This window comes from Parasediminibacterium sp. HNIBRBA5674 (assembly GCF_056745525.1).
On sequence record NZ_JBQWIE010000012.1, the window covers coordinates 46,603 to 70,235 of the forward strand.

Here is a 23,633-nt window from a genome sequence, read left to right on the forward strand (position 1 = left end):
TATTTTAAGGTGAATGTAAGCAATCAACAAATGATAGGTAACAGATGTTTCTGTAAGTTTGTATAAACTAAAACAAAATGCTATGCCTATCAGCAACCTTAAACGTTATTCACAATTGTCAGCTATTGCTTTGTTATTATCTGCTACAGCTTGTGCACAAAGCAGTTCATCTGAAGCGAGTGCCGAAAAGAGTTACTTCAAAGCGGGGCTAAGCTATTTATCAAACTCTGTGTATTATGGCCGTAAAGATTCTTTAGCTACGCCTTACGTAACACCAAGCATTGGTTATTATCACAAAAGTGGTGTGTATGCCAATGCATCTTTATCCTATTTAGCTTCAAAAGAAGAAAGTAGAATAGACTTGTACACACTAGAAGCTGGTTACGAGTTTGACATTACTAAAAAGCTATCTGGTAGTGTATATGCAGATAAATATTTTTACAACCAATCTAGCACCAATATTCAAAGTGATATTAAAGGCAATGGTGGCTTTACATTGAGCTACGACTTTGGTGCGCTACAGATAAATACTGGTGCAGATGTGATGTTTGCCAATAAAACTGACTTCTCTTTAAACGCAGGCTTATCAAGAGACTTCACCATTGGTAAAGAAGATAATCAATGGACCATTACACCTACTGTAAATACTTATTTAAGCACACTTAATTTTTATGAAGGCTATACTAGCAGAAGGGCTGGTAAAAACGCACAGCAACCCAATGGCGCAACTGTAAGTTCTAACACTGTTATCACCAATAGAAGTACAGGCTTAACATTGCTAGATTACGAACTATCTGTGCCAGTAAGCTACGATGCCAAAAAATGGGGTCTTTCATTTACACCCACATTGGCCTTACCTACCAACCCTATTTACACAAGCACCACCGTTACGCTTACGCCACGTTTTGGTATTCCTATATCGCAAACTAGAAATACCACGCCATCATCAGAAAAGGATTTAACATCGGTTTTTTATGCAGAATTTATGGTGTATTTTAAGCTTTAAGTAACGCTATTTTTAAGAGATATTCATTTATGTAACCAGCAATAGTACTACTATTTAGCATCGTTGCGTCGCACTCTTGTACGTTCTTATCGTTATGCAGCAAGCATGTAGCGCATTACAAACACAGTACTACACAAAATAAGCCGTAGGTTTGCGGCACAATGCAACATTCAAATATTTCCACCGCCACTATATTGGCAAATCTTAAAATAGATGCTTTAAACCCGATGCAAGAAGCATCGCTTACAGCCAATGCACAGCACGATAATGTGATATTATTATCTGCTACAGGTTCTGGTAAAACACTCGCTTTTATGCTGCCTGTGTTGCCGCTTTTAGATGCTGCCAATAAGAATACACAAGCATTAATAATTGTTCCTTCTCGTGAGCTAGCGCAGCAAATAGAAGAGGTATTTAAGCAAATGGGTACAGGCTTAAAAATTACAAGCTGCTATGGTGGCCACAAGCGTGAAACCGAGGAAAACAATCTCATTCAGCCACCAGCCATTATTGTAGGTACACCAGGCCGCTTGGCCGATCACATTCGTAGAGGCAGCATAACTATAGATACCATTACTACTTTGGTATTGGATGAATTTGACAAATCGCTAGAACTTGGTTTTCAAGACGAAGTGTCTTTTATCATTAGTAGTTTGCCATCTATTAAAAAGCGCATTTTAACATCTGCTACAGAAGCTGTTGACATACCAGATTTTTTAGGCCTAACCAACGCACAGCGCTTAAATTATTTACCTACAGAAAAAGATACGAGCAATAAACTAATAGTACAAAAAGTATTAAGCGCTGATAAGGATAAAATAGAAACATTGTTTAAACTGATATGTCACTTAGGCAATCGTTCTACTATTGTGTTTTGCAATCATAGAGAATCTGTAAATCGAACGAGTGATTTATTGGCAAAGCAAGGCATTAGCAACGAATTTTACCACGGTGCGCTAGAACAGCAAGAGCGAGATAGTGCTTTGTGTAAATTTAGAAATGGCAGTACCAATGTGTTGGTAACAACCGATTTAGCTGCTCGTGGTTTAGACATTCCTAATATTCGCTACATTATACATTATCACTTACCGGCCACAGAAGACGTATTTGTGCATCGCAATGGTAGAACCGCCCGTATGGAAGCAAGTGGTACGGCTATTTTATTATTATCTACAGGCGAAACATTACCAGAATTTATAGACCAAGGCATTGAAGAATTAGTAGTACCAGATAATAGCCCTTTACCAGAAAAACCAAAATGGACCACGTTGTTTATTGCCGCAGGCAAAAAAGACAAGGTAAACAAGATAGATATTGTAGGCTTTTTAGGTAATAAAGGACAATTGAAAAAAGAAGATATTGGCTTAATTGAAGTAAAAGACTTTTTCAGCTTTGTGGCTGTACGTAAAAATAAAGTAGGCGAAGCGCTGCGCTTGATTCGTGATGAACGAATTAAAAACAAAAAAGTAAAAATAGAAGTAGCGAAGTAAATTTATTTACCACATAGACACATAGCGTTTTATGCAAAAAATATTCTTCGTAAAACCTATGTGCCTATTGTGTCTATGTGGTAAAAACTAAACTTTTTTAGGCGGTAAAGCAAAAGCTACAGCTTCATGCTCAAAATGCCCACGATGCGCACCATCGCAAAAAGGTTTGTTTTTAGATAAACCACATCTGCAAATAGATACTAGTTCTCTACCGCCAAGGTCGTACGTATTACCTTGCATATCTACAATTTCAAAGTCGCCTTCTACACGTACCGAGCCATTGTTATTGATGGTTAATTTTGTTGTTGCCATAATGTTTTGTTATTAAAGGTGAAGTGTTTGTTTAGTTAAAATGTCAATTTATTAGCTATTTGCTGCAAGCTAATTTCTGCTGCTTTTGCTGCATAGCTTAGGTTTACAAGTCTGTAGCCTTCGTTCTCAAAACTTTGTTGCGCTTGCTTTACATCTATTATAGTTGCTTGGCCAAGTTGAAAGCGTTGCAATACTAAGTCTAATAATTTTAGCGATAGTTGGTAATTATCGTTCTCTGTTTTTAGTTGCTGTAAAGTATTGGTATAAGATTGATAACTACGCACTGCATTGGCTTCAAAATCTCGTAATAATAAGTCACGTTGTGTTTCTGCGCTTTTGGTATTAATGCTTGCTATTTTTTGCTGACGTTTAAATACGCTACCATTATAAATAGGGATAGCTACATTAAGCCCAATAAATGGTCCATAGCTTTGGTTGAGCAAGGTAAAACCACCAGCAGTTTTGTTGTTGCTAAAGTTAAAGCCAGTATTTGCTCTTACGGTTGGATAACGTTGTGCTGCAGTTTCTTTTTCTATTAAACCATTAATTTTTATTTGCTGCTCTGCAGCCAATACTTCAGGATTGTTTTTGATAGCTGTTTTAATAGCATCAAGGCTAAGGTTATTATTTACCAAAATTGTATCACTAATAAAAATGCTACTATCAGCTTTTGACGACATCAAGTTCAGCAAATCTGTTTTAGCTAAGTCTATAACTAGTTGCTGTGCTTGCTGCTGTTGCATCAAAGCATTTACATCTAATTGTGCTTGATACAAATCAGCATTGTTAGATAAGCCAACATCTCTACGTGTTTGTAAAATGCTCAGCCTTTGTTTTGATACTTCAATAGATTGCGCAATAGTTTTCAGGTAACTCTGTTGTCTTACTACATCGTAGTATTTTGTCATTACGCTAGCAATAGTGCTTTGTATTTGTGCATTTAGTAGCGAACTACTTTGCTGTTGTAATTGCTCTAAACGATTTTTAGTAGCAACTACACGGTAACCATTAAATAATACAATAGTGCCTGTAACACCAGCTGTAAGTACGTTTGATGCAACGCCAGTTTGCTGTGCATTACGAGATGGGTCAGAAAACTTTTGATTGATATTGGTAAGCTGTTCGTTATCGTTGGCCGTAGCGGAAACCGTAGGCAAACCACCTGCAATACCAATATGGTTATTGATGGTATTTACTTCAAGATTGTTTTTAGCTAATTGAATATCGTAGCTGTTTTTTAGTGCCGTGTTTATTGCATCTTGTAGAGTTAACTTTTGCTGCGCTAATGCAGATGCTGTTATAGAAAGCCCCAATAAAACGAATGGTATTTTCTTCATAAAGTGAAGTTATCTTGCATTAACACAGTTAACAATAGTAATTACATCAACGGTTGTTACAAAAGGTATAAAACTGCAAATGCACCTACTTACATGGTTTTTATAGTCAGCCATATAAGTAAGTGCATTTTACAATCAATATTTCTTAGCTTACTAAAGTACCTACATCTTTACCTTCTACCACTTGCAATAAGTTGCCAGGGCGGTTCATGTCAAATACAATGATTGGCATTTTATTTTCCATACAAAGTGTAAAGGCTGTCATATCCATCACTTTTAGGTTTTTGCCTATACAATCTTGGTAAGATAATTTTTCAAATCTAGTAGCTGTAGGATCTTTTTCAGGGTCAGCATCGTAAATACCATCAACTCTTGTACCCTTTAAAATTACATCAGCTTTCATTTCTATAGCACGTAAGCTACCTGCTGTATCTGTTGTAAAATATGGGTTGCCGGTACCAGCACCAAAAATTACTACACGGCCTTTTTCTAAGTGGCGCAATGCTTTTCTACGAATATATGGTTCTGCTACTTGCTCCATATTAATAGCGCTTTGTAAACGGGTATACACACCAATTTTCTCAAGCATAGCCTGCATAGCCATGGCATTTATTACGGTTGCAAGCATACCCATGTAATCACCATGAGCACGTTCTATACCACTATCAGCCTCATTCATACCACGGTAAATATTACCACCACCAATTACAATTGCCACCTGTACACCCATATCGGTAACCATTTTAATATCATGGGCGTATTGTTCTATAATTTTAGGGTTAAATGGATCGCCATTGCGTTGATCGCCTAGTAAAGCTTCACCAGATAATTTTAAAAGAACACGTTTGTACTTAGGTAGCATGAAATTGATTTTTAATTGCTGCAAATAACCCGCTTTTTTGCAGATGTTCCAAGCCTTTATTTATAAAGATGATACCACTAGTTGATATATCTTGCTTGCACGTGTTACTACGCTACCATTACCGTTAATCCATGCTTTATACTTGGATAATCGTGTCATCATTTCAACATATAAGTACCAGATATATCAATGATTTCGTTACTTGATGTTTTGATAATACCATTAATAATCCAACTACTATTATGTTTTATACCATTAATTGTGCCGCCATAATTAATATATGGACCGATAAAAAAGCAAAAACAATAACGCCAGCGTTTAAAAACAGCAATTGTAATTTCATCGTCAGCAATTGAAAAACTCGTTTGTGCTACTGGTATTTGAAAAATAATTTTATCTGACACTTCATCATCAGCAATAGCAGGGTCATCAGGATGAACATAGTTGTATTCAAACACTGTAAAATTACCGCCATTAATGATGTTGCCAGCTGTAGTATCTATTTTGCTATTGTTATAATAGATAAAAGTTTTACTACTTTGATTAAGCTTTTTTTCATCCTCCTTTTTGCTACAGCTATTTGCAAATAGTATAAGGCATAAGCCAACAAGTAGAATTTTGTAAGATGACATAAGTATAATTTTATACAAATGACTTTGAAAACTTCAAAATCATTGCAACCTATCATATTTTGCATAAAAAAGCCACTCTTTGCAAAAAGAGTGGCTTAGGTTAAAGTTGGTGTAACTATTAAATAAACTGAAATAATTCAGATTGATCTCTTCTTACTTTCGCTGCGCTAGCTAAATGGTCGTCTGCTGCACGGTAACCAATAGGCATAATAACTACAGATTTTAAACCTTTGGCTTCTAAGCCTAAAATCTCATCAAATTGTTGAGGGTTAAAACCTTCCATTGGTGTTGCATCTACTTCTTCTGAAGCCGCGGCTGCTAAAGCAGTACCTAGTGCTATATAGATTTGTTTTGAAGCCCAAATTTGTTTTTGTTCTACTGTTAAGTTGCCGATAGAACCATCAATCATTGCTTTAAAACCAGCAAGACTCTCTGTAGAAACGTTGCGAGTTTTAGCAATGTTTTCAATGTAGGCAACTACTTCTTTATCAGTAATATCTGTCCAAGCACAAAAAACTAATAACTGCGATGAAGCAGCAATTTGTGGTTGGTTGTAAGCAGCTGGTGCTAATTTTTCTTTTGTTGCTTGGTCTTCAATTACAAGAATTGTGTACGGCTGTAAACCAAGCGAAGAAGCTGCTAATTGTGTTGCACGAAGAATGTTGTTTACTTTTTCTGCTGGTACTTTTTCACCAGACATTTTTTTGGTAGCATAGCGCCACTTTAATCGTTGTATTAAGCTCATTATATCAATTTTAATGTTTAAACATCAAAACTAGTGCTAAATATCTATATAAAATATTGTAAGTGAGAAAATTTCACATTTCGATAAGAAACGACTGTGTATAATATGTATACGAGGAGCAACCCAAGAAATACTAGGGTTGCAGAAATACAAGATAAAAGAGAATTAATTTTTGTTACAAACAAAAACAAATGGCTTGTGGCTCTTTTCTCTAATAGCTTGCTGAATTAAATGTGGTTTCTGGATGATTTTATATTTATTTACATCAATCACTTCATTAGCAATGCAAAAGCTGTGGATGCTTTCTACGCTGTACAGGAGATTGTTCAATAAATTAATTTCATGTTCCATTGCAGCTTCGCTAACAGAATCATGTTTCATCAAGACAAGCAAATCACGATTTCCAGTTTTCATAACAAAGAGGGGTAACTTTGTTTTAAAATTTAATTATCCAACAATTTTTCTCTCAGGACACATACACTGTTTTTTTGACGCCGATTTTGAAAAAACCTTGCAAGATGCCATGGTAATCAAAATAAATAACATCGAAAGAACAAATAAGTTTATCCTGTTTTTCATAATGGTAATGTAAAATTAATGCAAATGATTGAAAATAAATGTCTAAACGCTAATTTTAATAAAAATTAAAGCAAAAATTAACATACCAATAGTACTTATCGCCCCACTTGACTGGGGTTTGGGTCATGCGACACGTTGCATTTCTATAATAAAAGCATTGTTAAATAGCAATTGCAAGGTGATTATTGCCTGCAATGATGTACAAAAACAGCTTTTACAACAAGAATTTTCAAACCTTTCTTTTTTACACTTACAAGGTTACGATATAACGTACAACAAGCATCCTAAATTGTTGACTTTAAGTATTTTACAACAATTACCAAAAATTGCTACTGCAATTAAAAAAGAACATGCTTGGCTAGATGGCATTATTGATGAACACAAAATAGATATTGTTATCAGCGATAACAGATATGGGTTGTATAGCAAAAAAGCACATTGCATATTTATAACACATCAATTACAAATAAAAGCACCACTAGGTATTGTAGAAAAATTACTGCAAAAAGTTAATTATCAATACATTCAACAATACAATGCTTGTTGGGTACCTGATTTTGAAAACGATAATAATATTGCTGGCACATTATCGCATCCAAAACATTTGCCCCAAATACCGATGCATTACATCGGGCCACTATCTCGCTTTGATGTGGCTATTAACCAAGAAAAAGAATATGATTTTTGCATAAGCCTTAGTGGTCCAGAACCGCAACGCACAGCTTTAGAAAACATTATTTTACAACAAATTGAAAAGCAAAACATAAGCAGTAAAATTGTGCTAGTTAGAGGTTTACCCAAAGCTTTAGAGACACCTATTGTACCAGAAAATGTTACTGTATTTAACCATTTAAATGGTAACGATTTAGGCAATGTGTTTACCAAAAGCAAATATTTGATTTGTAGAAGCGGCTATACAACTTTAATGGAACTATTAGCCATGCAAAAAAAAGCAATTTTAATACCTACACCAGGCCAAACTGAACAAGAATATCTAGCCCAGAAACTGCAACAGCAAGGTTGGTGTTTTAGTGTTACACAGCAAGCGTTTCATTTTGCGAAAACTATAAAAGCAGCTGAAAACTTTCATTATCAATTACCACAAGTTTCGCCAAGCGGCTTACAAGATTTTATTACCGCTTTTATAGAAAATACCATTGGCTAAAAAGGCATCCTTACTTTTGTCGCCTACATGAATACAAAATTTAAAGCTCATATTGCCGTTTTAATCGCTAATTTTTTCTTTGGTGCTTGTGTGGTTGCTGTAAAGCATATTACACCAAGTGTAATGCCACCATTTGCACTAAATGTGGCACGTGTAGGTACTGCATTATTGCTATTTTGGTTACTGCGTTTTTTTAGCGATACAAAAGCTGGTATTGATAAAAAAGACTTACCTCGTTTTATAGTTTGCGGTATTTGTGGCGTAGCTATTAATCAAATATTTTTTATTAAAGGAGCTTCATTATCAAGCCCTATACATGTGTCTCTATTAGCTTTAAGTACGCCTATAGCCATCACCATTATTGCAGCGTGGCTGTTAAAAGAGCAACTTACACGTAATAAAATCTTAGGCTTACTGCTTGGCATAAGTGGTGCTGCTACGCTCATTTTTTCTAGAGTATCTAATGCAGAAGGTAAGGATATGTTTTTGGGAGATTTGTTTATTATTTTAAATGCGGTATCGTACGCATTTTACTTGGTTTTAGTAAGGCCATTAATGGCCCGCTACAGCCCTTTGCATGTAACAAGATGGGTGTTTTTGTTTGGTGCTACCGTTATTTTACCCATAGGCATGAAGGATTTTGCAAACACCAACTGGGCGGCTTTTGAGTTCACACATTGGGTATCGTTATTTTTTGTGGTAATAGGCGCTACGTTTATTGCGTATCTATTTATCGTTTATGGTATCTCTCACCTAGGGCCTTCTATTACAGGCACGTACGTTTACACACAGCCAGTATTTGCAACCATTACAGCCATGGTTTTATTTCATGAACATTTGTCTTTGGTAAAAATATTGGCTGCAGTATTAATTTTTAGCGGTGTGTTTCTTGCCAATAAAAAGCGAGATATTGATACCGTGGTTGACTAAAACTGACTACACATTTTTGGGATAATCAAAGAACCAGAATTCTTTCTTAGCACTTTTAAAATCTGCCCAAGTATCGCAATGCGCCTTCACAGCAAAAATGCCGCAAGTGGGCATGTCATCAATTTGAGTGGTGGTAAGTGTATTGGCAAAATCTGTTACGCCAGGATTGTGTGCAAATAAAGCGGCTGTTTCGATAGTTTTTGGTAAACCTGTAACTACTTTTAAAATGGTATTGGCTGAAGCATTATACAATTCGTCAAACTTTAAAATAGCTTCTTCCTTTTGCTCATAAATAGCGGCAAAATAGGTAGCTGTAGTTAAAGCTCTTACAGCCGTGCTAGATACAAAAGCATCTATGGCAATCTGTTTTTCTAGTAATCGCTTAGCCATCATTGGTGCATCGTTGTGGCCGCGTTCGTTTAATTGTCTATCGTAGTCAGTAAGTGCTGTTAAATCCCAACTACTCTTTGCATGACGAATAATAAGAATGTGTTTCATTTTCAAAGGGGTACTTTACTGCAAAGTACGACCGCTTTTAAGTAAATGCACAATTATGGTTCTATATTTTCAGTAAACAGATATTTGCAAAATGTAAATGAATGCTTACAAATGATCATGATAGTTTACTAAGCACTAGTCTTTAATGCTTTTTCTCTTTTAGTCCACTCAATTAAGCCAGCAACTGCTAGCACTAACAGAACAACGTATTGAACACTTGTAAATACATAACCTTTTACAAAATACAATGGTATAGAAGCTGTGTTGGTTAAAATCCACCAAATCCAACTTTCTACTTTTTTCTTAGCCATTAACCACATACCTGTGTAAGCTGTAGCGCTTGCAAATGCATCGGCCCAAGGAATTGCGCCTGGCGAGAAATTTTGTTTTAGCCAATATAAACAAACGTAGATAACAACATAAAAGGCTGCAAAAATCCCCAGTTGAATCTGCCACTCTTTTGTAGTAGACTTGGTAATATGTACTACCAAATGTTGCTGCGCATCTTTTTTGGTCCATAAAATCCAACCGTAAATGCTCATAATGGTGTAGTAAACATTTACACTTACTTCGCCAAAAAGGCTACCTTTTAAACTAATGTATGTGTAAATAATAGTACTAATAAGCCCTATTGGGTACACTAAAATATTTTCTTTTTTGCTAAAAAATACGCAGGTAATACCAGTAACAACGGCAACAAATTCTAGTAAGGTTGTTTGCTTAATACCTGTAATAAATTCTTGAATAATGGTAGATATATCCACGTAGTTGAGAATGATTAGCCTCAAATATAACAACTGATTATTTGAACAGAATGATTACACCATTTTGTCTTTCGATTAAAGAAAAATAACATAGAGATGCCTAATAGCTTGCAATGATTGTTTACCTTGGCTCTTTAATTTATTTCAAACCAATAAACAAAACAATTATGATACGTCACGCATCAGCTGTATGGAACGGCAGCGGTAAAGAAGGTAATGGTAACTTAACTACCCAAAGCACCACGCTTAACAAAACACAATATTCATTTAACTCTCGCTTTGCAGAAGGTGTAGGTACTAACCCTGAAGAACTTGTGGCAGCAGCACACGCAGGTTGCTTTACAATGAAGTTGAGTTTTGTAATTGGTGAGGCAGGTTTTACACCAGAAACACTAGAAACCAAATGTGAGTTAACGTTTGAAAATGGTGCTATTACCAAATCGCACTTAATTGTAACTGCAAAAGTGCCAGGTATTGATAACGATGCTTTTCAAGCGGCGGTAAAAAATGCTGAAGCAAATTGCCCAATTTCTAAATTGCTGAACACAGCTATTAGCAGCGAAGCAACTTTACTGTAAAAGTATTGATAAGAACACCGATAACTCAGATAGAAATTTATGACTAATCTATTTGTGTTATCGGTGTTTCTTTTTAAATAAATGCAGAAAAATCAGTTTTATCTTTCAGAATCTGCGTCATCTGTGTTGCTATTCTTTTTCTAAAAAGCGATATCCAATTTCAATCTATCTCTTAATTCTTTTACCAAAGGATATTGCTCTGCAATACGCTCAAACTTTTGCTTACCATTTAGCTGAAAATGCAAAGGCACATCTTCTTTTTCACCTTCTTCAATAATAAAATTGAACATTACCATACGGTTGTGGTATTTGCGTTGCAAAAAGTCAAGCATCATCGTTTTCTCTTGCTCAATAAATTTTTGCTGTAACGAGCTATCAACAATTACATTAAACACACTATCGTTTTCTATTACCAGTTTGGCGGTATTAAACGCATTTACCTGCGAGTGTTTGTTTTCTTCTTTTAGTTTATCGGCATAATAGTTCCAATGGCCTTGCAATGTTTCTATGCTTAGTGGTATTGGGTCTTCAACTTCTTGAATACTATATCTATCACCATATTTTTCACGCAATACATCTAGCACACTTTTTTTAGATGAGCCATCTGTAAGATTGCTTGCGCCAAAGCTTGGTAATGGTTGATAGCTAGTTGCTGGTTGGTAATTATTGGTTACAGGTTGCAGGTTACTCGCTGCTGGTATTTCGGTTGATGGTCTACGGTCAACAGTCGGCTGCATTTCTATCGTCTGTGGTCTATCGACTATCGACGGCTTCACATCTAGCTGAATATACAACTTAGGCTCAGCAGGTTTACTAACGCTTGTAGCTTGTTTTATTTGTATAGAACTTACAGGCTTGGTTTTAATAGCTATTGGTCCATCAGCTCGTTTTTTTTTTACTAAGCCGCTATCGCCCATAGACATTTCAATGGCTTGCTGCAAAAAGTTGAGCTTAATGATTACCAACTCTACGTGCAAGCGCTTATTGCGAGCCATTTTAAAGTTTACTTCGGCCTCGTTGAGTATGTTTAATGCGCTTACCAAATAGCCTGCATTTACACTAGCTGCGGTAGCTACATATTTTTCTTGCATACCTTCTACCACATCAAGTAGCTTTACTGCACGAGCATCTTTACACACCAAGATATTGCGAATAAATTCTGCAAAACCGTTTAGCACCAAATCACCTTCAAAACCCTTTCTATTAATTTCATCGTATAGCAACATACCGCCTGCCATATCTTGTTTTAGTAAGGCTTCTAGCAGCTTAAAGTAATAGTCGTGGTCAAGAATATTAAGGTGCTCAAGTGTGTTTTGGTAGTTCACTTCACCATTGGTAAAGCTTACTATTTTATCCAAAATACTCAATGCGTCACGCATACAACCTTCGCTTTTTTGCGCAATAATTTGCAACGAAGCTTTATCGGTTTGTATGGCTTCTTTGTCTACAATTTCTTGTAAATGTTCAACGGTATCGTTAGTTGTAATACGCTTAAAATCAAATATTTGGCAGCGACTTAAAATGGTCGGTAAAATTTTGTGCTTTTCTGTAGTAGCCAATATAAAAATGGCATACGGTGGCGGTTCCTCAAGTGTTTTTAAAAATGCGTTAAAGGCACTCGTACTCAACATGTGCACCTCATCCACAATATACACTTTGTATTTACCAGCTTGTGGCGCAAAACGTACCTGTTCTACTAGGCTTCTTATATCATCAACCGAGTTGTTACTAGCAGCATCTAACTCATGAATATTCATAGACGTACCTGCATCAAACGATACGCAGCTATTGCAAGTGTTACAAGCTTCGCCTTCAGGTGTTTGATTGGTGCAGTTGATGGTTTTGGCTAAAATTCTAGCACAAGTAGTTTTACCCACACCACGTGGCCCACAAAACAAAAAAGCATGTGCTAATTGATTGTTTTTAATGGCATTTTTTAGTGTAGTGGTAATATGACTTTGCCCAACAACTGTATTAAAGTTTTGGGGTCTGTATTTACGTGCTGAAACAATAAATTTATCCATAAAAAAACATCGGTACGAAAATGTCAAATGTAGGCTAAAAAAACGTGTAACTAGAAACTTGCAACTTGTAAATTTTTCTTCTACCTTTATAAAAACAGACGTAAAATGGTAAGCAAAATTTCTGCAGGTATTAAAGTAAGCGTAGAAGTGTACTATCAGCCAGATTATAGTAACCCATTGAACAATGAGTTTATGTTTGCCTACCGCATTACCATTGAAAATAGCAATGCGTTTGCTGTAAAATTATTAACCCGCCACTGGCATATTTTTGATAGCAATGGCGAACAAAGAGAAGTAGAAGGTGAAGGTGTTGTGGGGCAGCAACCAGTTATTACAAGCGGCCAACAATTTCAATATAGTAGTGGCTGCAACTTACGCACCGAAATGGGTAAAATGCACGGTACGTATACCTTAGAAAATCTAAATACCAAACAACGTTTTAAGGTAAATATTCCTGCTTTTCAAATGATTGTGCCAACAAAGTATAATTAGTTATTCATAACCACATAGACATATAGCCACATAGCAAATTGCTTATAACTTGCTTTAGATAGTGTAGCATTTGATCAATATTATTTTAAGAAAATCCTCTGTGCCTTTGTGTCTATGTGGTGAAGTTTTCCTATGGTTTATACCTTGCCTCATCAAATATTTTTCTAGCTGGCGTAGCCAACAATTGTTGCAAAGTGATTTTGTCGTTTTTCGCTGCCCATTTTTTCACTATTTGCCAGCCTACAAATTGCCCAATAAAACCTGGTGCGGTGGTATTAATTTCTGGTGTGTTAGGCCCGTCGTTTAGGTAAGGATTGGTTTTGTTGGGATCTGTTTCGTACAGCAAATTATTCTCAATAAAAAATGCCCAAATATTGCTCTCGTTTTTGTAGCAAGTAGCCAATTGTTCTTTCGTGTAGCCTGTTTTTAACGTATCATCTGCATTGGGTAAAAATGCATCTAGCAAGTATAAGCGCTTGCCAGCTTCTACCATTTGTTCTACCAAAGGCTTAGCACTATTTTGTCTTGGGTAAATGTCATCTACCACATTTTTTAGGCAATTAACCGGTATATAATCTGGTGTAAAACGCCTAGATACATAAGCAGGATACAAACCTTGAAAAGCCTCAGTTTGGTACAGCGAATATTGATTACCCATGTACAATTGCAAGCCTACCGCTAGGCCATCTTGCGTAATAATATTGCCATAGCTATTAATAGGGCCAACAAACGTAATTAACTGCTTAGGTAACGGATATTTAGGAAAATAATAGTGTACAAATTGCAAGCCTTGCTGCACTTGCTGCGCTATTGGGGCAAAGTTTTTAAAAATAATCTGTGTAGAATCGTACAAAGGTTTGTAGCTAGTGGTAAAAGCCACCACATCTTTTCTAGCACTATCTACATTGTTATGTGTGCCTAAAATATTGTACAAAAAATCTTGCGTAAAGCCAGGATAAGTAGTGTGTAGTTGTTGTAACGACGCATCAATATTGGTAGTATCTACCTTAAAAAAAGCCTGTTCAAAACGAGTGGTTTGTAAGTCAACTTTTATAGCGCTTACATCAGGTACTTTTTTTTTAGAGCCACAAGCTGCCAACAGTACAGCCATTGCCAAAAGCGTTTTCTTCATGGTGCGAATTAAGGGTAAAGTTTCACACAAAGCTACAAAGTAGGTAAAGCACACAAAGTATTTGGTATTTACTTAACAAGAAGCGTGAGACGATTTGCTTTGTGTGCTTTATGCAAAACTGTTTATCCCCTTGTATAGCCCCATTCTCTTGCAACGTTTTCGTAAGTGTCAGGATAGTTACCTTCTAGCAAGCGCAGAATACTTTTTAATGCTTTGCGCACCTCTGCCAATAGTGTTTTCTTTTGCCCCACAAGGCCACTGATGGCTTGTAAATTAGCTTTACTAAGTTTTAATGCTGCTTTATAATCTGCTTTAAGCTGTGTCCAAAAGGCAGTGCCGTATTCTTTATCGCCCAAGCCATCTGTTACAATAGCTGGTAGCAATAGGTCAAAGCTTTTAAGGCGGTCATCTCTATCTGCTGGCAATACATAGTTGCTACCCTGCTTTACAATGCCAAATCTTGGATATTGCTTTTGCGCAGCAACCTTGCCATCGTATTTATCTTGCAAATACAATTTTAGTTTTTCTATCCCTTTTTTCACTTTAGCATCTAATGTTTCAAGCGATGCAGCTTGTGGCGTTACATTACCACCCGATGCATTTCTTTTACCCATAATTAGCCCAAGGTCTTGCACATCTTTAGCAAAGGCAGGTTGGGTTTTCCAAAAGCACACAAGTTGCGGTACGGTAGCCCATTTAGCACTTACTGCATCGGCTACATCCCATAGTTTGCCCTCATCGCTTGGTATCAAACTTTTTTTACTAGTTGAGGTACTTGTGCTAGGTGTAGTGCCACCACCTGCGGCGGCATCTGGACTTAATAAAAACTTTCTGCTCATAATTACTAATGTTTAATTGGTTATAAATAGTTAGTACTAAAATAGAACAGAAAATAAATATAAGCAAAGGTCGAAGCCTTGTATTTTTAAATTTGTGGATAATTTTAACATCATTTTCCCACTTTCTTAAAAAAAGAGGGCATTTTGAAACTAAAATGCTCAGTTATTTTAAAAAAGAGCTTGTTTTACTTTCATTATGCCAGCTTATTTAAAATAACTCCCCATTTAAAAAAAATTATGAACTCTTTTTTGAAATAAGCGGCTGTAAAGGAAATAAAAGGTGGTTTTTTTGGAAAAAGAAGGGGTGAATTATTACTTGAAACGAATTTGTAAATTCAGTTTAAAATAGAATTTTCCATCTACCGAATAAATTTTTCCAAATTCATGTCTTGAGCTGCTTGCAGTTTCAAGTTTTGTATTCTTAAATAAGTAGTTTTCAAAAGCATTTCGATTGTAAATATGGTAGCATAAAACATCGCCATCTTCTTTCACAATTAAATACCCGCCTGTTGCATCATAAATACCAGACCAAACTGAGGCTGGCATCATGCCTAATGCAACGTCTGTTAGAAATCTTTTTATTTTATACTCATAAAAAGCATGAGCAAATTGTTTATCAAAATTGAGAAGATTATCCTCATTAACTTTATGCACAATATCTAAAGTTGAAGTCAATGGTGAAGCAAAAAAAATCTTCAAGACATCACTAAGAATATTTGGTAAAAGACTATCGATTAAGATTAGGTTATTTTGGAAAATCGAATTTTCAAGACTTACAAACTTTAGAACCCCACCTTGATTTGTAACAAATTCTATCCTATCTTTTATTTTACTTCTAGTATCGATGGAATTAATTTTCTCTATTTCTAAATCGTTAGGCTTGTAGTCTAATATTTCATAAATAAAATTTGTTGACTTACCTGCGTTTAAAAGTGTTGAATCGTTTCCCAACTGAGATTTAATACTGAAACCAAGTTCAACGTTTTGATTTAATCTTAAATCATGTACAACGATTACAATGTCTGTTTTCTTGGTAGATTTAGCTTTTACTGTGTGACAATTAATATTTTTAAAAAAGTCCTCTAGTTCAGGAAACTTGAAAGTGCTTTTTGATGATTTAATTTCTTTTAAGAGATAGGTAGCATTTGTTTGAAATATGCTTATTGGCATTTCAATTTTTTTTTCTCCATCTGAGACAAACACTAAATCACCTGATAATTCATATTCAAAGTTACCACCACTCTCTGCACGTATTATTTTGATTATAGGGTAAAAAAGCTCTTCAACTTTATTCAAATCTGCGTCACCAGTAAATAATTTTTTATCTGAAATGAGTTTTAATAGAGCGTATAATTCACTCCATTCGCCTTTATTTCCAACTAACATATTTTTTCTATTATTTTTCTTGCAGTAGCTTCAATTGCAGGAACAGCAACCGAATTTCCAAACTGTTTGTAAGCGGATGCATCTGCAACAGGAATTACGAAATTTTCTGGAAATCCTTGTAATCTTGCCCATTCTCTTGGTGTCATTTTTCTTATTCCTTTTCGATTAACCTCGCCCTTTATATGGGTTGTAGGCGTATAATCAGTTATTCGATTATCAATAACTAAATTTCTTTCTCTTCCCATGCCACCAACAACTATTGCATTAGCGATACCACTATCAGCGATTATTTCAAAACCAAAACCATTGCCTTTATCCTCATGCCTCGCTTTATGATTTTCTAATGTTTTTAAATATTGATTAGATAAATAGTACTTCGTTGGAACAACATTAGACTCTTTAATATCAGCAAAGGAAACTTTCTTTTCTATAGGTGTAGGGTAGTCAAATTCAGTAATTCCCAAATCTTTTCTAAATCCAACGATATAAATGCGTTCACGATTTTGTGGAACACCAAAGTCCTTTGCATTTATAATTTTAGGTTCAGGAACAAAATAATTTAAATCGTCTCTTAACACTTCTAAAATTCTTTTAAGAGTTGCGCCTTTGTTATGACTTCTTAAACCTTTTACATTCTCAAGAAAAAATGCTTTTGGTTTTCTTCTTTTAATTATTTCAGCAACCTCAAAAAAAAGTGTCCCTCGTGTATCCTCAAATCCAGCTTTTCTACCAGCAATAGAAAATGCTTGACAAGGAAATCCAGCACACAATAAGTCAAAATCTTTTGGTACATACGATTTAACCTCTTCTTTTGTTATATCACCAAAAGGGGTTTCACCAAAATTTGCCTTGTAAGTTTTCTTTGCATCTTTATCCCACTCGCTAGTAAATATGCATTTACCACCAAGATTTTGCATCGCAATTCTAAACCCTCCTATTCCTGCAAATAAATCTATGAACTTAAATTTTGGCTTTGTGGTTGGTAAAAAGGGCACATCAAAAGTTTCAAAAATGCCGTATTGGAGAGCTTCTTCTGCGGCGATATTTGTTATTTCTTGTTCGGGATACTTACGCTGAAGTAACTCTTTTGTAAACAATACTGCATCTGGTTTATAAAATTTAGAAACCCCGTTTGTATTGTTATGTAGAAAGTGAGTAATAACGGCTTCTTGGTTATTTTCTGGTTCCACAATTCTAATTTTAAATTGCTTACCACTAATTTCTTCCAGTGATATTTTATCTTTAAACTGCATCAATTTCTGTTTCATCGTTATTGCGGCAATGTAATGAATCTTTCAATTTTAATTTCTGTTTTATCGAAGATTTGAAAATACAAAATTTGTTAAGTAAGTGTTCCTGCCTCGTTTTCCTAAATTTGCCCCATGAAAATCTTCCTCGCACAGCAGAATTATCATATTGGCAACTTCGACAATAATACCGCAAAAATTATTGAGGCTATTAACCATGCAAAAGCACAACAAGCTGACTTGATTGTGTTTAGCGAAATGAGTATTTGTGGCTATCCTGCTAGAGATTTTGTTGAGTTTAGCGACTTTATAAATAAATGTTACGCCGCTATCGATGAGATAAAACAACATGCCGATACTATTGGTGTGTTGGTGGGTGCGCCTGCACGTAATCCTCATGTAAAAGGGAAAGATTTGTTTAACGCTGCTTTCTTTTTGTACGAGCAAAAAATAATAGCCGAAATTCATAAAACCTTATTACCTACTTACGATGTGTTTGATGAGTACCGCTACTTTGAACCTGCATACGAGTGGCAGATTGTTGAATTTAAAGGCAAGCGTTTGGCAGTAACTATTTGCGAAGACATTTGGAATCTTGGCGACAATCCTTTGTACCGCATTTGCCCAATGGACGAGCTAATAAAACAGCAGCCCGATGTGATGATTAACCTAAGTGCTAGCCCTTTTGATTATACCCACGATGAAGATAGAAAGGCGGTAATTAAAGCCAATGTACAGAAGTACAAACTGCCAATGTTTTACTGCAATGCAGTAGGTAGCCAAACCGAAATTGTGTTTGATGGCGCTAGTTTAATTTTTGATAAAGATGCCAATTTGTGTAAGGCGTTTCCTTTGTTTATAGAAGCAGTAGATGGTGTGGTATTAAATGATGATGGCACCATAGATGCAGCTATTATTGAGCCTGCCGATAGATTGCCTAACAAAGAATTAAACCCTGCAACGCTTGATGAAACCTTGAACATCGCTCAGATATACGATGCGTTGATATTAGGCATTAGAGACTATTTTAAAAAAATGGGTTTTACAAAAGCGATATTGGGCAGTAGCGGCGGTATCGATTCAGCTGTGGTATTAGCACTTGCTTGCGATGCTTTAGGTAGCGAGAATGTGAGAGCTATTTTAATGCCTTCGCCTTATTCTACAGAACACTCTGTAAACGATGCTGTTGCACTGAGTAAAAACCTTAACAACCCATACGACATCATTCGCATCAATGAAGTGTACGAGGCATTTTTAACTACCCTAAAACCTATTTTCAAAGACTTACCATTTAGCCTAGCAGAAGAAAATATGCAAAGCCGCAGCCGCGGTAATTTGTTAATGGCAATAGCGAATAAGTTTGGTTACATCTTGCTAAACACGTCTAACAAAAGCGAATTGTCTACAGGCTATGGTACATTGTATGGCGATATGGCGGGCGGTTTGGGTGTATTGGGTGATTGTTACAAGTTGCAAGTGTATGCTTTGGCTAAATACATTAACCGAGAGAAAGAAATTATTCCCAACCACATTATTACGAAAGCACCAAGTGCAGAATTACGTCCAAATCAAAAAGATAGCGACAGCCTGCCTGACTATGAAGTACTTGACAAAATCTTGTTTCAATACATAGAAAAACGCCTAGGGCCAGTAGAAATTAAAGCGCAAGGTTTTGATGCTGCATTGGTAGATAGAGTTATTAAAATGGTGAATACGAATGAGTATAAACGCAACCAGTTTTGCCCAATTATTCGTGTATCGCCAAAGGCTTTTGGTGTAGGTAGACGCGTACCAATTGTAGGTAAATATTTAAGCTAACAAGTTTAGATTTAGTGGAACAGTTTCCTAAAGTTCGTAAGTAACCACAACCATAAAGGCATTAACACAATCACTATTTGTAAGGCAATATTATTGGTAAAACTGAAGACTAAAATGTTGATCAACAAGTAATAGAAAGGATATAAAAGAAACAATACACCAAACAACACAGAATCATAAAACACACTCTCGCTTGTTTTTTGTTGTACTATTTTTTTTACTGGAAAATATAATGCTGCATGTAATAGAAAGCCAATAACAGCAGGCAATAGCAGTAATATTTGTATTAGTACTTGATTAATTGTTTTAGGTAAAGTTGCTAGTTGATAAGTAGCTTGTAAATTTCGTAAATCTGCAATAGCTGTAGCAGGTGAATGGATGAATTGCTTGTGCTTAGCAATAAGCGTTTGTACTAATGGTTCATTATCATTTGCCAATAACATGCCGTTGATTAAACGCTTGGTAAGTAAGCTATTAAACTGTTGAATTTTCTCACCTTCATTTGTAGTAAAAACAACATCTTGTTTGCTAATAATCTCACCAATATGAACCACTATTTGCTTACCAAATTGTGTAAATGACTGATAGTTGACACTAACAGGTAAAATGCGAAAATCGTTGCCAATGCTTGGTTCGGTCCATGCTTTAAACGCAATACGAGCGGTACCTTTCTTTAAAGGTTGTAATTGCCAACCATGTTTAGATATGCCTTCTGAAAAAATTAGCACAATACCACCTTGTAGCAATATTTGGTGGCAACTGTCAAAGGTTTTGTCGTTTAATGATAAGTATTCACGGCCTTCGCTTAGCCTATAAATAGGTAACATTTTTAGAGCCTTCAAAATCTTATTGGTAAATGCATATTTAAAAGCATCACCTCTTGCCAAATAGTAAACAGGTTGCTTAAACAGACTACCAATAATAATCGCATCTAAAAAGCCATTAGGGTGATTACAAGCCAATAACAACGGGCCTTTACTTTGTAAAGCCGCTTTATTAGACACAGTAATATTTGCACAAAAAATGCGCAAGCTTACACGAATAACAAATTGCAAAACATAATACAACAATGGAATAATGATTTGGCTAAAAATAACTGAAACAAGTAGTTTAACCGCAAAGTACACAAAGAAGCAAACGCAAAGAACAATATAGAGATAACACTACTTTGTATTTTCTCTGCAAAAAATCTTTGCACCCTTTTTGGTTAGTAAAAAATTGTCTTCTTCACAAGTATGCGTTATTTTTACTAAGTTATGGCAACCGAAATCAACCAACTATTTCAATTAGCAGCAGATTATATACAGTTTACCAATGAAGCTATTTTTTTAACAGGTAAAGCAGGTACTGGTAAAACCACTTTTTTAAAATACATTAAAGAAAATAGTGGCAAGCAAAGTGCAGTAGTTGCACCCACAGGCGTAGCTGCTATTAATGCTGGCGGCACTACCATTCATTCTTTTTTTCAATTGCCCTTTACACCATTTGTACCTAGCCCAATAAAGGGCAATTTCGATTTAAATTTTGATGCCCAACCACAAAACAAAAGAGACGTTGTTTTAGATAAGCACCATTTGCTTGGCCGTATAAAAATTAACCGTGAAAAGCGTGATATTATTCGTCAGCTTGAGTTGTTAATTATAGATGAAATAAGCATGGTGCGCTGCGATACTTTAGATGCAATTGACACCGTCTTACGCCATATACGTGGCAGGCAATACGATGCCTTTGGTGGTGTACAAGTATTGCTCATAGGCGATTTGCACCAGCTACCGCCAGTAATACCAAATGAAGAATGGGCCATGCTAAGTCAATTTTACGATAGCCCTTATTTCTTTAGTAGTCGTGTGGCACAGCAGCAACCACCTGTGTACATTGAGTTAGAGAAAATTTACCGCCAAAGTGATACTGTTTTTATTGATGTACTGAACAAAGTACGCAATAATAAAATGGATGCTGAAGCCATGAACAAGTTGCAAACACGCTATCAACCAAACTTTACTACAAGTGAAGATGATGGCTATATTGTTCTTACCACACACAATAAAAAGGCCACAGATATTAACCAACAAGGCTTACAAAATTTACCCAACAGACTCATCACTTTTAAGGCTTTTATAGAAAAAGATTTTAGCGACAAAGCGTTTCCTGCTGAAGAAAACCTACAACTAAAAGTAGGTGCACAAGTCATGTTTATTAAAAATGACAAAGAGAAAGTGCGCCGTTACTTTAATGGTAAAATAGGTATTGTAGAAAAGATAGATGATGACATCATTTACGTGCAATGCAAGGGTGATGCTGAGCCGATAAAAGTAACTAAAGAAAAATGGGAAAATATTAAGTATACGCTTAACCAAACCAATCAACAAATAGAGGAAGAAGTAATAGGTTCATTCACGCAATATCCTTTGCGATTGGCATGGGCTATTACCATTCATAAAAGCCAGGGATTAACGTTTGAAAAAGCTGTAATAGATGCTGGTGCTGCATTTGCGCCTGGTCAGGTGTATGTGGCTTTAAGTAGATGTACTAGTTTAGAAGGCTTGGTGTTGCAAAGTTTAATTACCAATAATAGCTTGTTTACCGATGAACGTATTTTAGCTTTTGCCAAAACAAAAAGCAATGCTGCTGCCTTGCAAAACAACTTGCTACTAAGTAAGCAATTGTATCAAGAGAAAATTATAGCCGACTTATTCAATTTTGATAAAGCAGTAAGCCATATTGAAGATGTATTGAAATTATTAGAAGAACATGGTGGCTCGTTTAATGAAGATGCATTGCCTTGGGTAAATGAAATTGCTGAGCGATTACGCAGTATTCAGCAAGTGGCAAGCAGGTTTCAAATACAGTTACAGCGGCTGTTTATGGGTAATGATGTGTTGGCCATAAATGAACGTATAATAAAAGCTGCGGCTTACTTTTTAGAGCACTTGCATTATTTGTTACAAACCCTACCACAATCGCCTGCGGTTACAGATAGCCGCAATTATGCACAAGAATATTACAACGATATTAAAGCCTTACACGCTGAAATTTATGCCAAGTTTCAGTTGATAAATACATGTAAAGAAGGCTTTAATATGCAAGTATATCAGCAGCATAAAATAAACTTGCAAATACCCGATATCAACATCAATGCTTATGCTGGTGCGGTGTACAAAAAAGTAGATACACCGCATCCTATTTTGTACAAGCAATTACGTGAACTACGTGATGAGATTTGTACCTCAGAAGATATACCTATTTATTATGTGGCTAAAAGCGAATCGCTGGAAGAAATGTCTAAGTATTTGCCACTTGATGAGAAAGATTTGAAGCTGATTAATGGCTTTGGCGAAGCCAAAATTGAAAAATATGGGCAACAGTTTTTAACCATCATACAAACCTATTGTAACGCTAAAAACTTGCAAACTTTAATACACGAGAAGAAGCCTAAGAAAGAGAAAAAAGAAAAACAGGCCGATACAGAAAAGTTGAGTTCTAGTGCACAAACATTAGCACTTTACAAACAAGGCTTATCAGCTGGTGAAATTGCCGAACAACGTGCCTTAGCAGTAAGCACAGTGGAAGGTCATTTGGCGCAATTGGTGGCTAGTAATGAGGTAGATGTATTTACCCTAATGCCTAAAGAAAAGGTAATGGCTGTGGTAGAAGCTATTAATACTTTAGATTCTCAAGCTGCAGGTGCTTTAATGACGCATTTGGGCAACAATTATTCGTACTCTGAATTGCGTTATGGCATTAATTATTGGAAGTATTTGCAAACGCAGAAAACAGTTTAGTTCTCACTTATCGTT

The 23,633-nt window shown here is 35.8% G+C and carries 22 protein-coding genes; 8 read left to right on the forward strand and 14 right to left on the reverse strand.

Features of this window, described 5'->3' with window-relative positions:
* The first annotated feature begins 82 nt into the window (after positions 1–82).
* Together ACT9TX_RS07790 and ACT9TX_RS07795 are read left to right on the forward strand one after the other, a co-directional pair.
* Positions 83–1,006 carry a hypothetical protein gene (locus tag ACT9TX_RS07790; RefSeq protein ID WP_481337708.1) on the forward strand — a complete coding sequence of 308 codons (924 nt, stop codon included), beginning with the start codon at positions 83–85 and terminating at the stop codon, positions 1,004–1,006.
* 161 nt (positions 1,007–1,167) lie between these two features.
* Positions 1,168–2,496, forward strand: coding sequence for a DEAD/DEAH box helicase (locus ACT9TX_RS07795; protein WP_481337709.1), 1,329 nt, complete (start codon positions 1,168–1,170; stop codon positions 2,494–2,496).
* An 87-nt stretch (positions 2,497–2,583) separates the two neighbouring features.
* On the opposite strand, the gene ACT9TX_RS07800 is transcribed toward ACT9TX_RS07795, so the two are convergent.
* The 6 genes from ACT9TX_RS07800 to ACT9TX_RS07825 all read right to left on the reverse strand — a co-directional run bounded on the left by ACT9TX_RS07800 (position 2,584) and on the right by ACT9TX_RS07825 (position 6,798).
* Positions 2,584–2,808 carry a CDGSH iron-sulfur domain-containing protein gene (locus ACT9TX_RS07800; RefSeq protein WP_481337710.1) on the reverse strand — a complete coding sequence of 75 codons (225 nt, stop codon included), beginning with the start codon at positions 2,806–2,808 and terminating at the stop codon, positions 2,584–2,586.
* A 35-nt stretch (positions 2,809–2,843) separates the two neighbouring features.
* Positions 2,844–4,145 carry a TolC family protein gene (locus tag ACT9TX_RS07805; protein WP_481337711.1) on the reverse strand — a complete coding sequence of 434 codons (1,302 nt, stop codon included), beginning with the start codon at positions 4,143–4,145 and terminating at the stop codon, positions 2,844–2,846.
* Between the two features lie 145 nt (positions 4,146–4,290).
* Positions 4,291–5,007 (reverse strand): UMP kinase, encoded by a 717-nt coding sequence (gene pyrH / locus ACT9TX_RS07810; RefSeq protein ID WP_481337712.1) that lies wholly within the window; start codon positions 5,005–5,007, stop codon positions 4,291–4,293.
* Between the two features lie 158 nt (positions 5,008–5,165).
* Positions 5,166–5,639 (reverse strand): hypothetical protein, encoded by a 474-nt coding sequence (locus ACT9TX_RS07815; protein ID WP_481337713.1) that lies wholly within the window; start codon positions 5,637–5,639, stop codon positions 5,166–5,168.
* A gap of 118 nt (positions 5,640–5,757) precedes the next feature.
* Positions 5,758–6,384, reverse strand: coding sequence for a nitroreductase family protein (locus tag ACT9TX_RS07820; RefSeq protein ID WP_481337714.1), 627 nt, complete (start codon positions 6,382–6,384; stop codon positions 5,758–5,760).
* A gap of 165 nt (positions 6,385–6,549) precedes the next feature.
* Entirely contained in the window at positions 6,550–6,798 is a 249-nt protein-coding gene (locus ACT9TX_RS07825) for a hypothetical protein (RefSeq protein WP_481337715.1), read from the reverse strand.
* Positions 6,799–7,081: 283 nt separating this feature from the next.
* On the opposite strand from ACT9TX_RS07825, the gene ACT9TX_RS07830 reads away from it, so the two are divergent.
* Entirely contained in the window at positions 7,082–8,128 is a 1,047-nt protein-coding gene (locus ACT9TX_RS07830) for a glycosyltransferase (RefSeq protein WP_481337716.1), read from the forward strand.
* Positions 8,129–8,155: 27 nt separating this feature from the next.
* On the forward strand, positions 8,156–9,058 hold the full coding sequence (locus ACT9TX_RS07835) for a DMT family transporter (protein WP_481337717.1): 903 nt from the start codon (positions 8,156–8,158) through the stop codon (positions 9,056–9,058).
* 6 nt (positions 9,059–9,064) lie between these two features.
* Here ACT9TX_RS07835 and ACT9TX_RS07840 read toward each other — a convergent pair whose 3' ends face one another.
* Positions 9,065–9,556 carry a SixA phosphatase family protein gene (locus tag ACT9TX_RS07840; protein WP_481337718.1) on the reverse strand — a complete coding sequence of 164 codons (492 nt, stop codon included), beginning with the start codon at positions 9,554–9,556 and terminating at the stop codon, positions 9,065–9,067.
* A gap of 128 nt (positions 9,557–9,684) precedes the next feature.
* Positions 9,685–10,344 carry a nicotinamide riboside transporter PnuC gene (gene pnuC, locus ACT9TX_RS07845; protein WP_481337719.1) on the reverse strand — a complete coding sequence of 220 codons (660 nt, stop codon included), beginning with the start codon at positions 10,342–10,344 and terminating at the stop codon, positions 9,685–9,687.
* A gap of 143 nt (positions 10,345–10,487) precedes the next feature.
* On the opposite strand from pnuC, the gene ACT9TX_RS07850 reads away from it, so the two are divergent.
* The gene (locus ACT9TX_RS07850) at positions 10,488–10,898 is read left to right on the forward strand and encodes an OsmC family protein (protein WP_481337720.1); all 411 of its coding nucleotides are present in this window, start codon (positions 10,488–10,490) and stop codon (positions 10,896–10,898) included.
* 140 nt (positions 10,899–11,038) lie between these two features.
* Here the strand turns inward: ACT9TX_RS07850 and ACT9TX_RS07855 are convergent, their stop codons facing one another.
* Positions 11,039–12,922, reverse strand: coding sequence for a DNA polymerase III subunit gamma/tau (locus tag ACT9TX_RS07855; protein ID WP_481337721.1), 1,884 nt, complete (start codon positions 12,920–12,922; stop codon positions 11,039–11,041).
* Positions 12,923–13,027: 105 nt separating this feature from the next.
* Here ACT9TX_RS07855 and apaG point away from each other — a divergent pair, with 105 nt between their 5' ends.
* Positions 13,028–13,414, forward strand: a complete 387-nt coding sequence (gene apaG / locus ACT9TX_RS07860; protein WP_481337722.1) for a Co2+/Mg2+ efflux protein ApaG — start codon at positions 13,028–13,030, stop codon at positions 13,412–13,414.
* Between the two features lie 130 nt (positions 13,415–13,544).
* On the opposite strand, the gene gldB is transcribed toward apaG, so the two are convergent.
* The 4 genes from gldB to ACT9TX_RS07880 all read right to left on the reverse strand — a co-directional run bounded on the left by gldB (position 13,545) and on the right by ACT9TX_RS07880 (position 18,039).
* Positions 13,545–14,546, reverse strand: coding sequence for a gliding motility lipoprotein GldB (gene gldB / locus ACT9TX_RS07865; RefSeq protein WP_481337723.1), 1,002 nt, complete (start codon positions 14,544–14,546; stop codon positions 13,545–13,547).
* 122 nt (positions 14,547–14,668) lie between these two features.
* On the reverse strand, positions 14,669–15,385 hold the full coding sequence (locus tag ACT9TX_RS07870; RefSeq protein ID WP_481337724.1) for a hypothetical protein: 717 nt from the start codon (positions 15,383–15,385) through the stop codon (positions 14,669–14,671).
* 312 nt (positions 15,386–15,697) lie between these two features.
* On the reverse strand, positions 15,698–16,771 hold the full coding sequence (locus ACT9TX_RS07875; RefSeq protein WP_481337725.1) for an HpaII family restriction endonuclease: 1,074 nt from the start codon (positions 16,769–16,771) through the stop codon (positions 15,698–15,700).
* Positions 16,765–18,039: a DNA cytosine methyltransferase gene (locus ACT9TX_RS07880; protein ID WP_481337726.1), complete on the reverse strand. Its 1,275-nt coding sequence runs from the start codon at positions 18,037–18,039 to the stop codon at positions 16,765–16,767. The genes ACT9TX_RS07875 and ACT9TX_RS07880 overlap by 7 nt, the downstream gene beginning before the upstream one ends.
* 114 nt (positions 18,040–18,153) lie before the next feature.
* Here ACT9TX_RS07880 and ACT9TX_RS07885 point away from each other — a divergent pair, with 114 nt between their 5' ends.
* The gene (locus ACT9TX_RS07885) at positions 18,154–19,836 is read left to right on the forward strand and encodes an NAD+ synthase (protein WP_481337727.1); all 1,683 of its coding nucleotides are present in this window, start codon (positions 18,154–18,156) and stop codon (positions 19,834–19,836) included.
* 11 nt (positions 19,837–19,847) lie between these two features.
* On the opposite strand, the gene ACT9TX_RS07890 is transcribed toward ACT9TX_RS07885, so the two are convergent.
* Positions 19,848–20,906, reverse strand: coding sequence for a 1-acyl-sn-glycerol-3-phosphate acyltransferase (locus tag ACT9TX_RS07890; RefSeq protein WP_481337728.1), 1,059 nt, complete (start codon positions 20,904–20,906; stop codon positions 19,848–19,850).
* Positions 20,907–21,092: 186 nt separating this feature from the next.
* On the opposite strand from ACT9TX_RS07890, the gene ACT9TX_RS07895 reads away from it, so the two are divergent.
* Positions 21,093–23,618 carry a helix-turn-helix domain-containing protein gene (locus tag ACT9TX_RS07895; protein ID WP_481337729.1) on the forward strand — a complete coding sequence of 842 codons (2,526 nt, stop codon included), beginning with the start codon at positions 21,093–21,095 and terminating at the stop codon, positions 23,616–23,618.
* Positions 23,619–23,633: the final 15 nt, after the last annotated feature.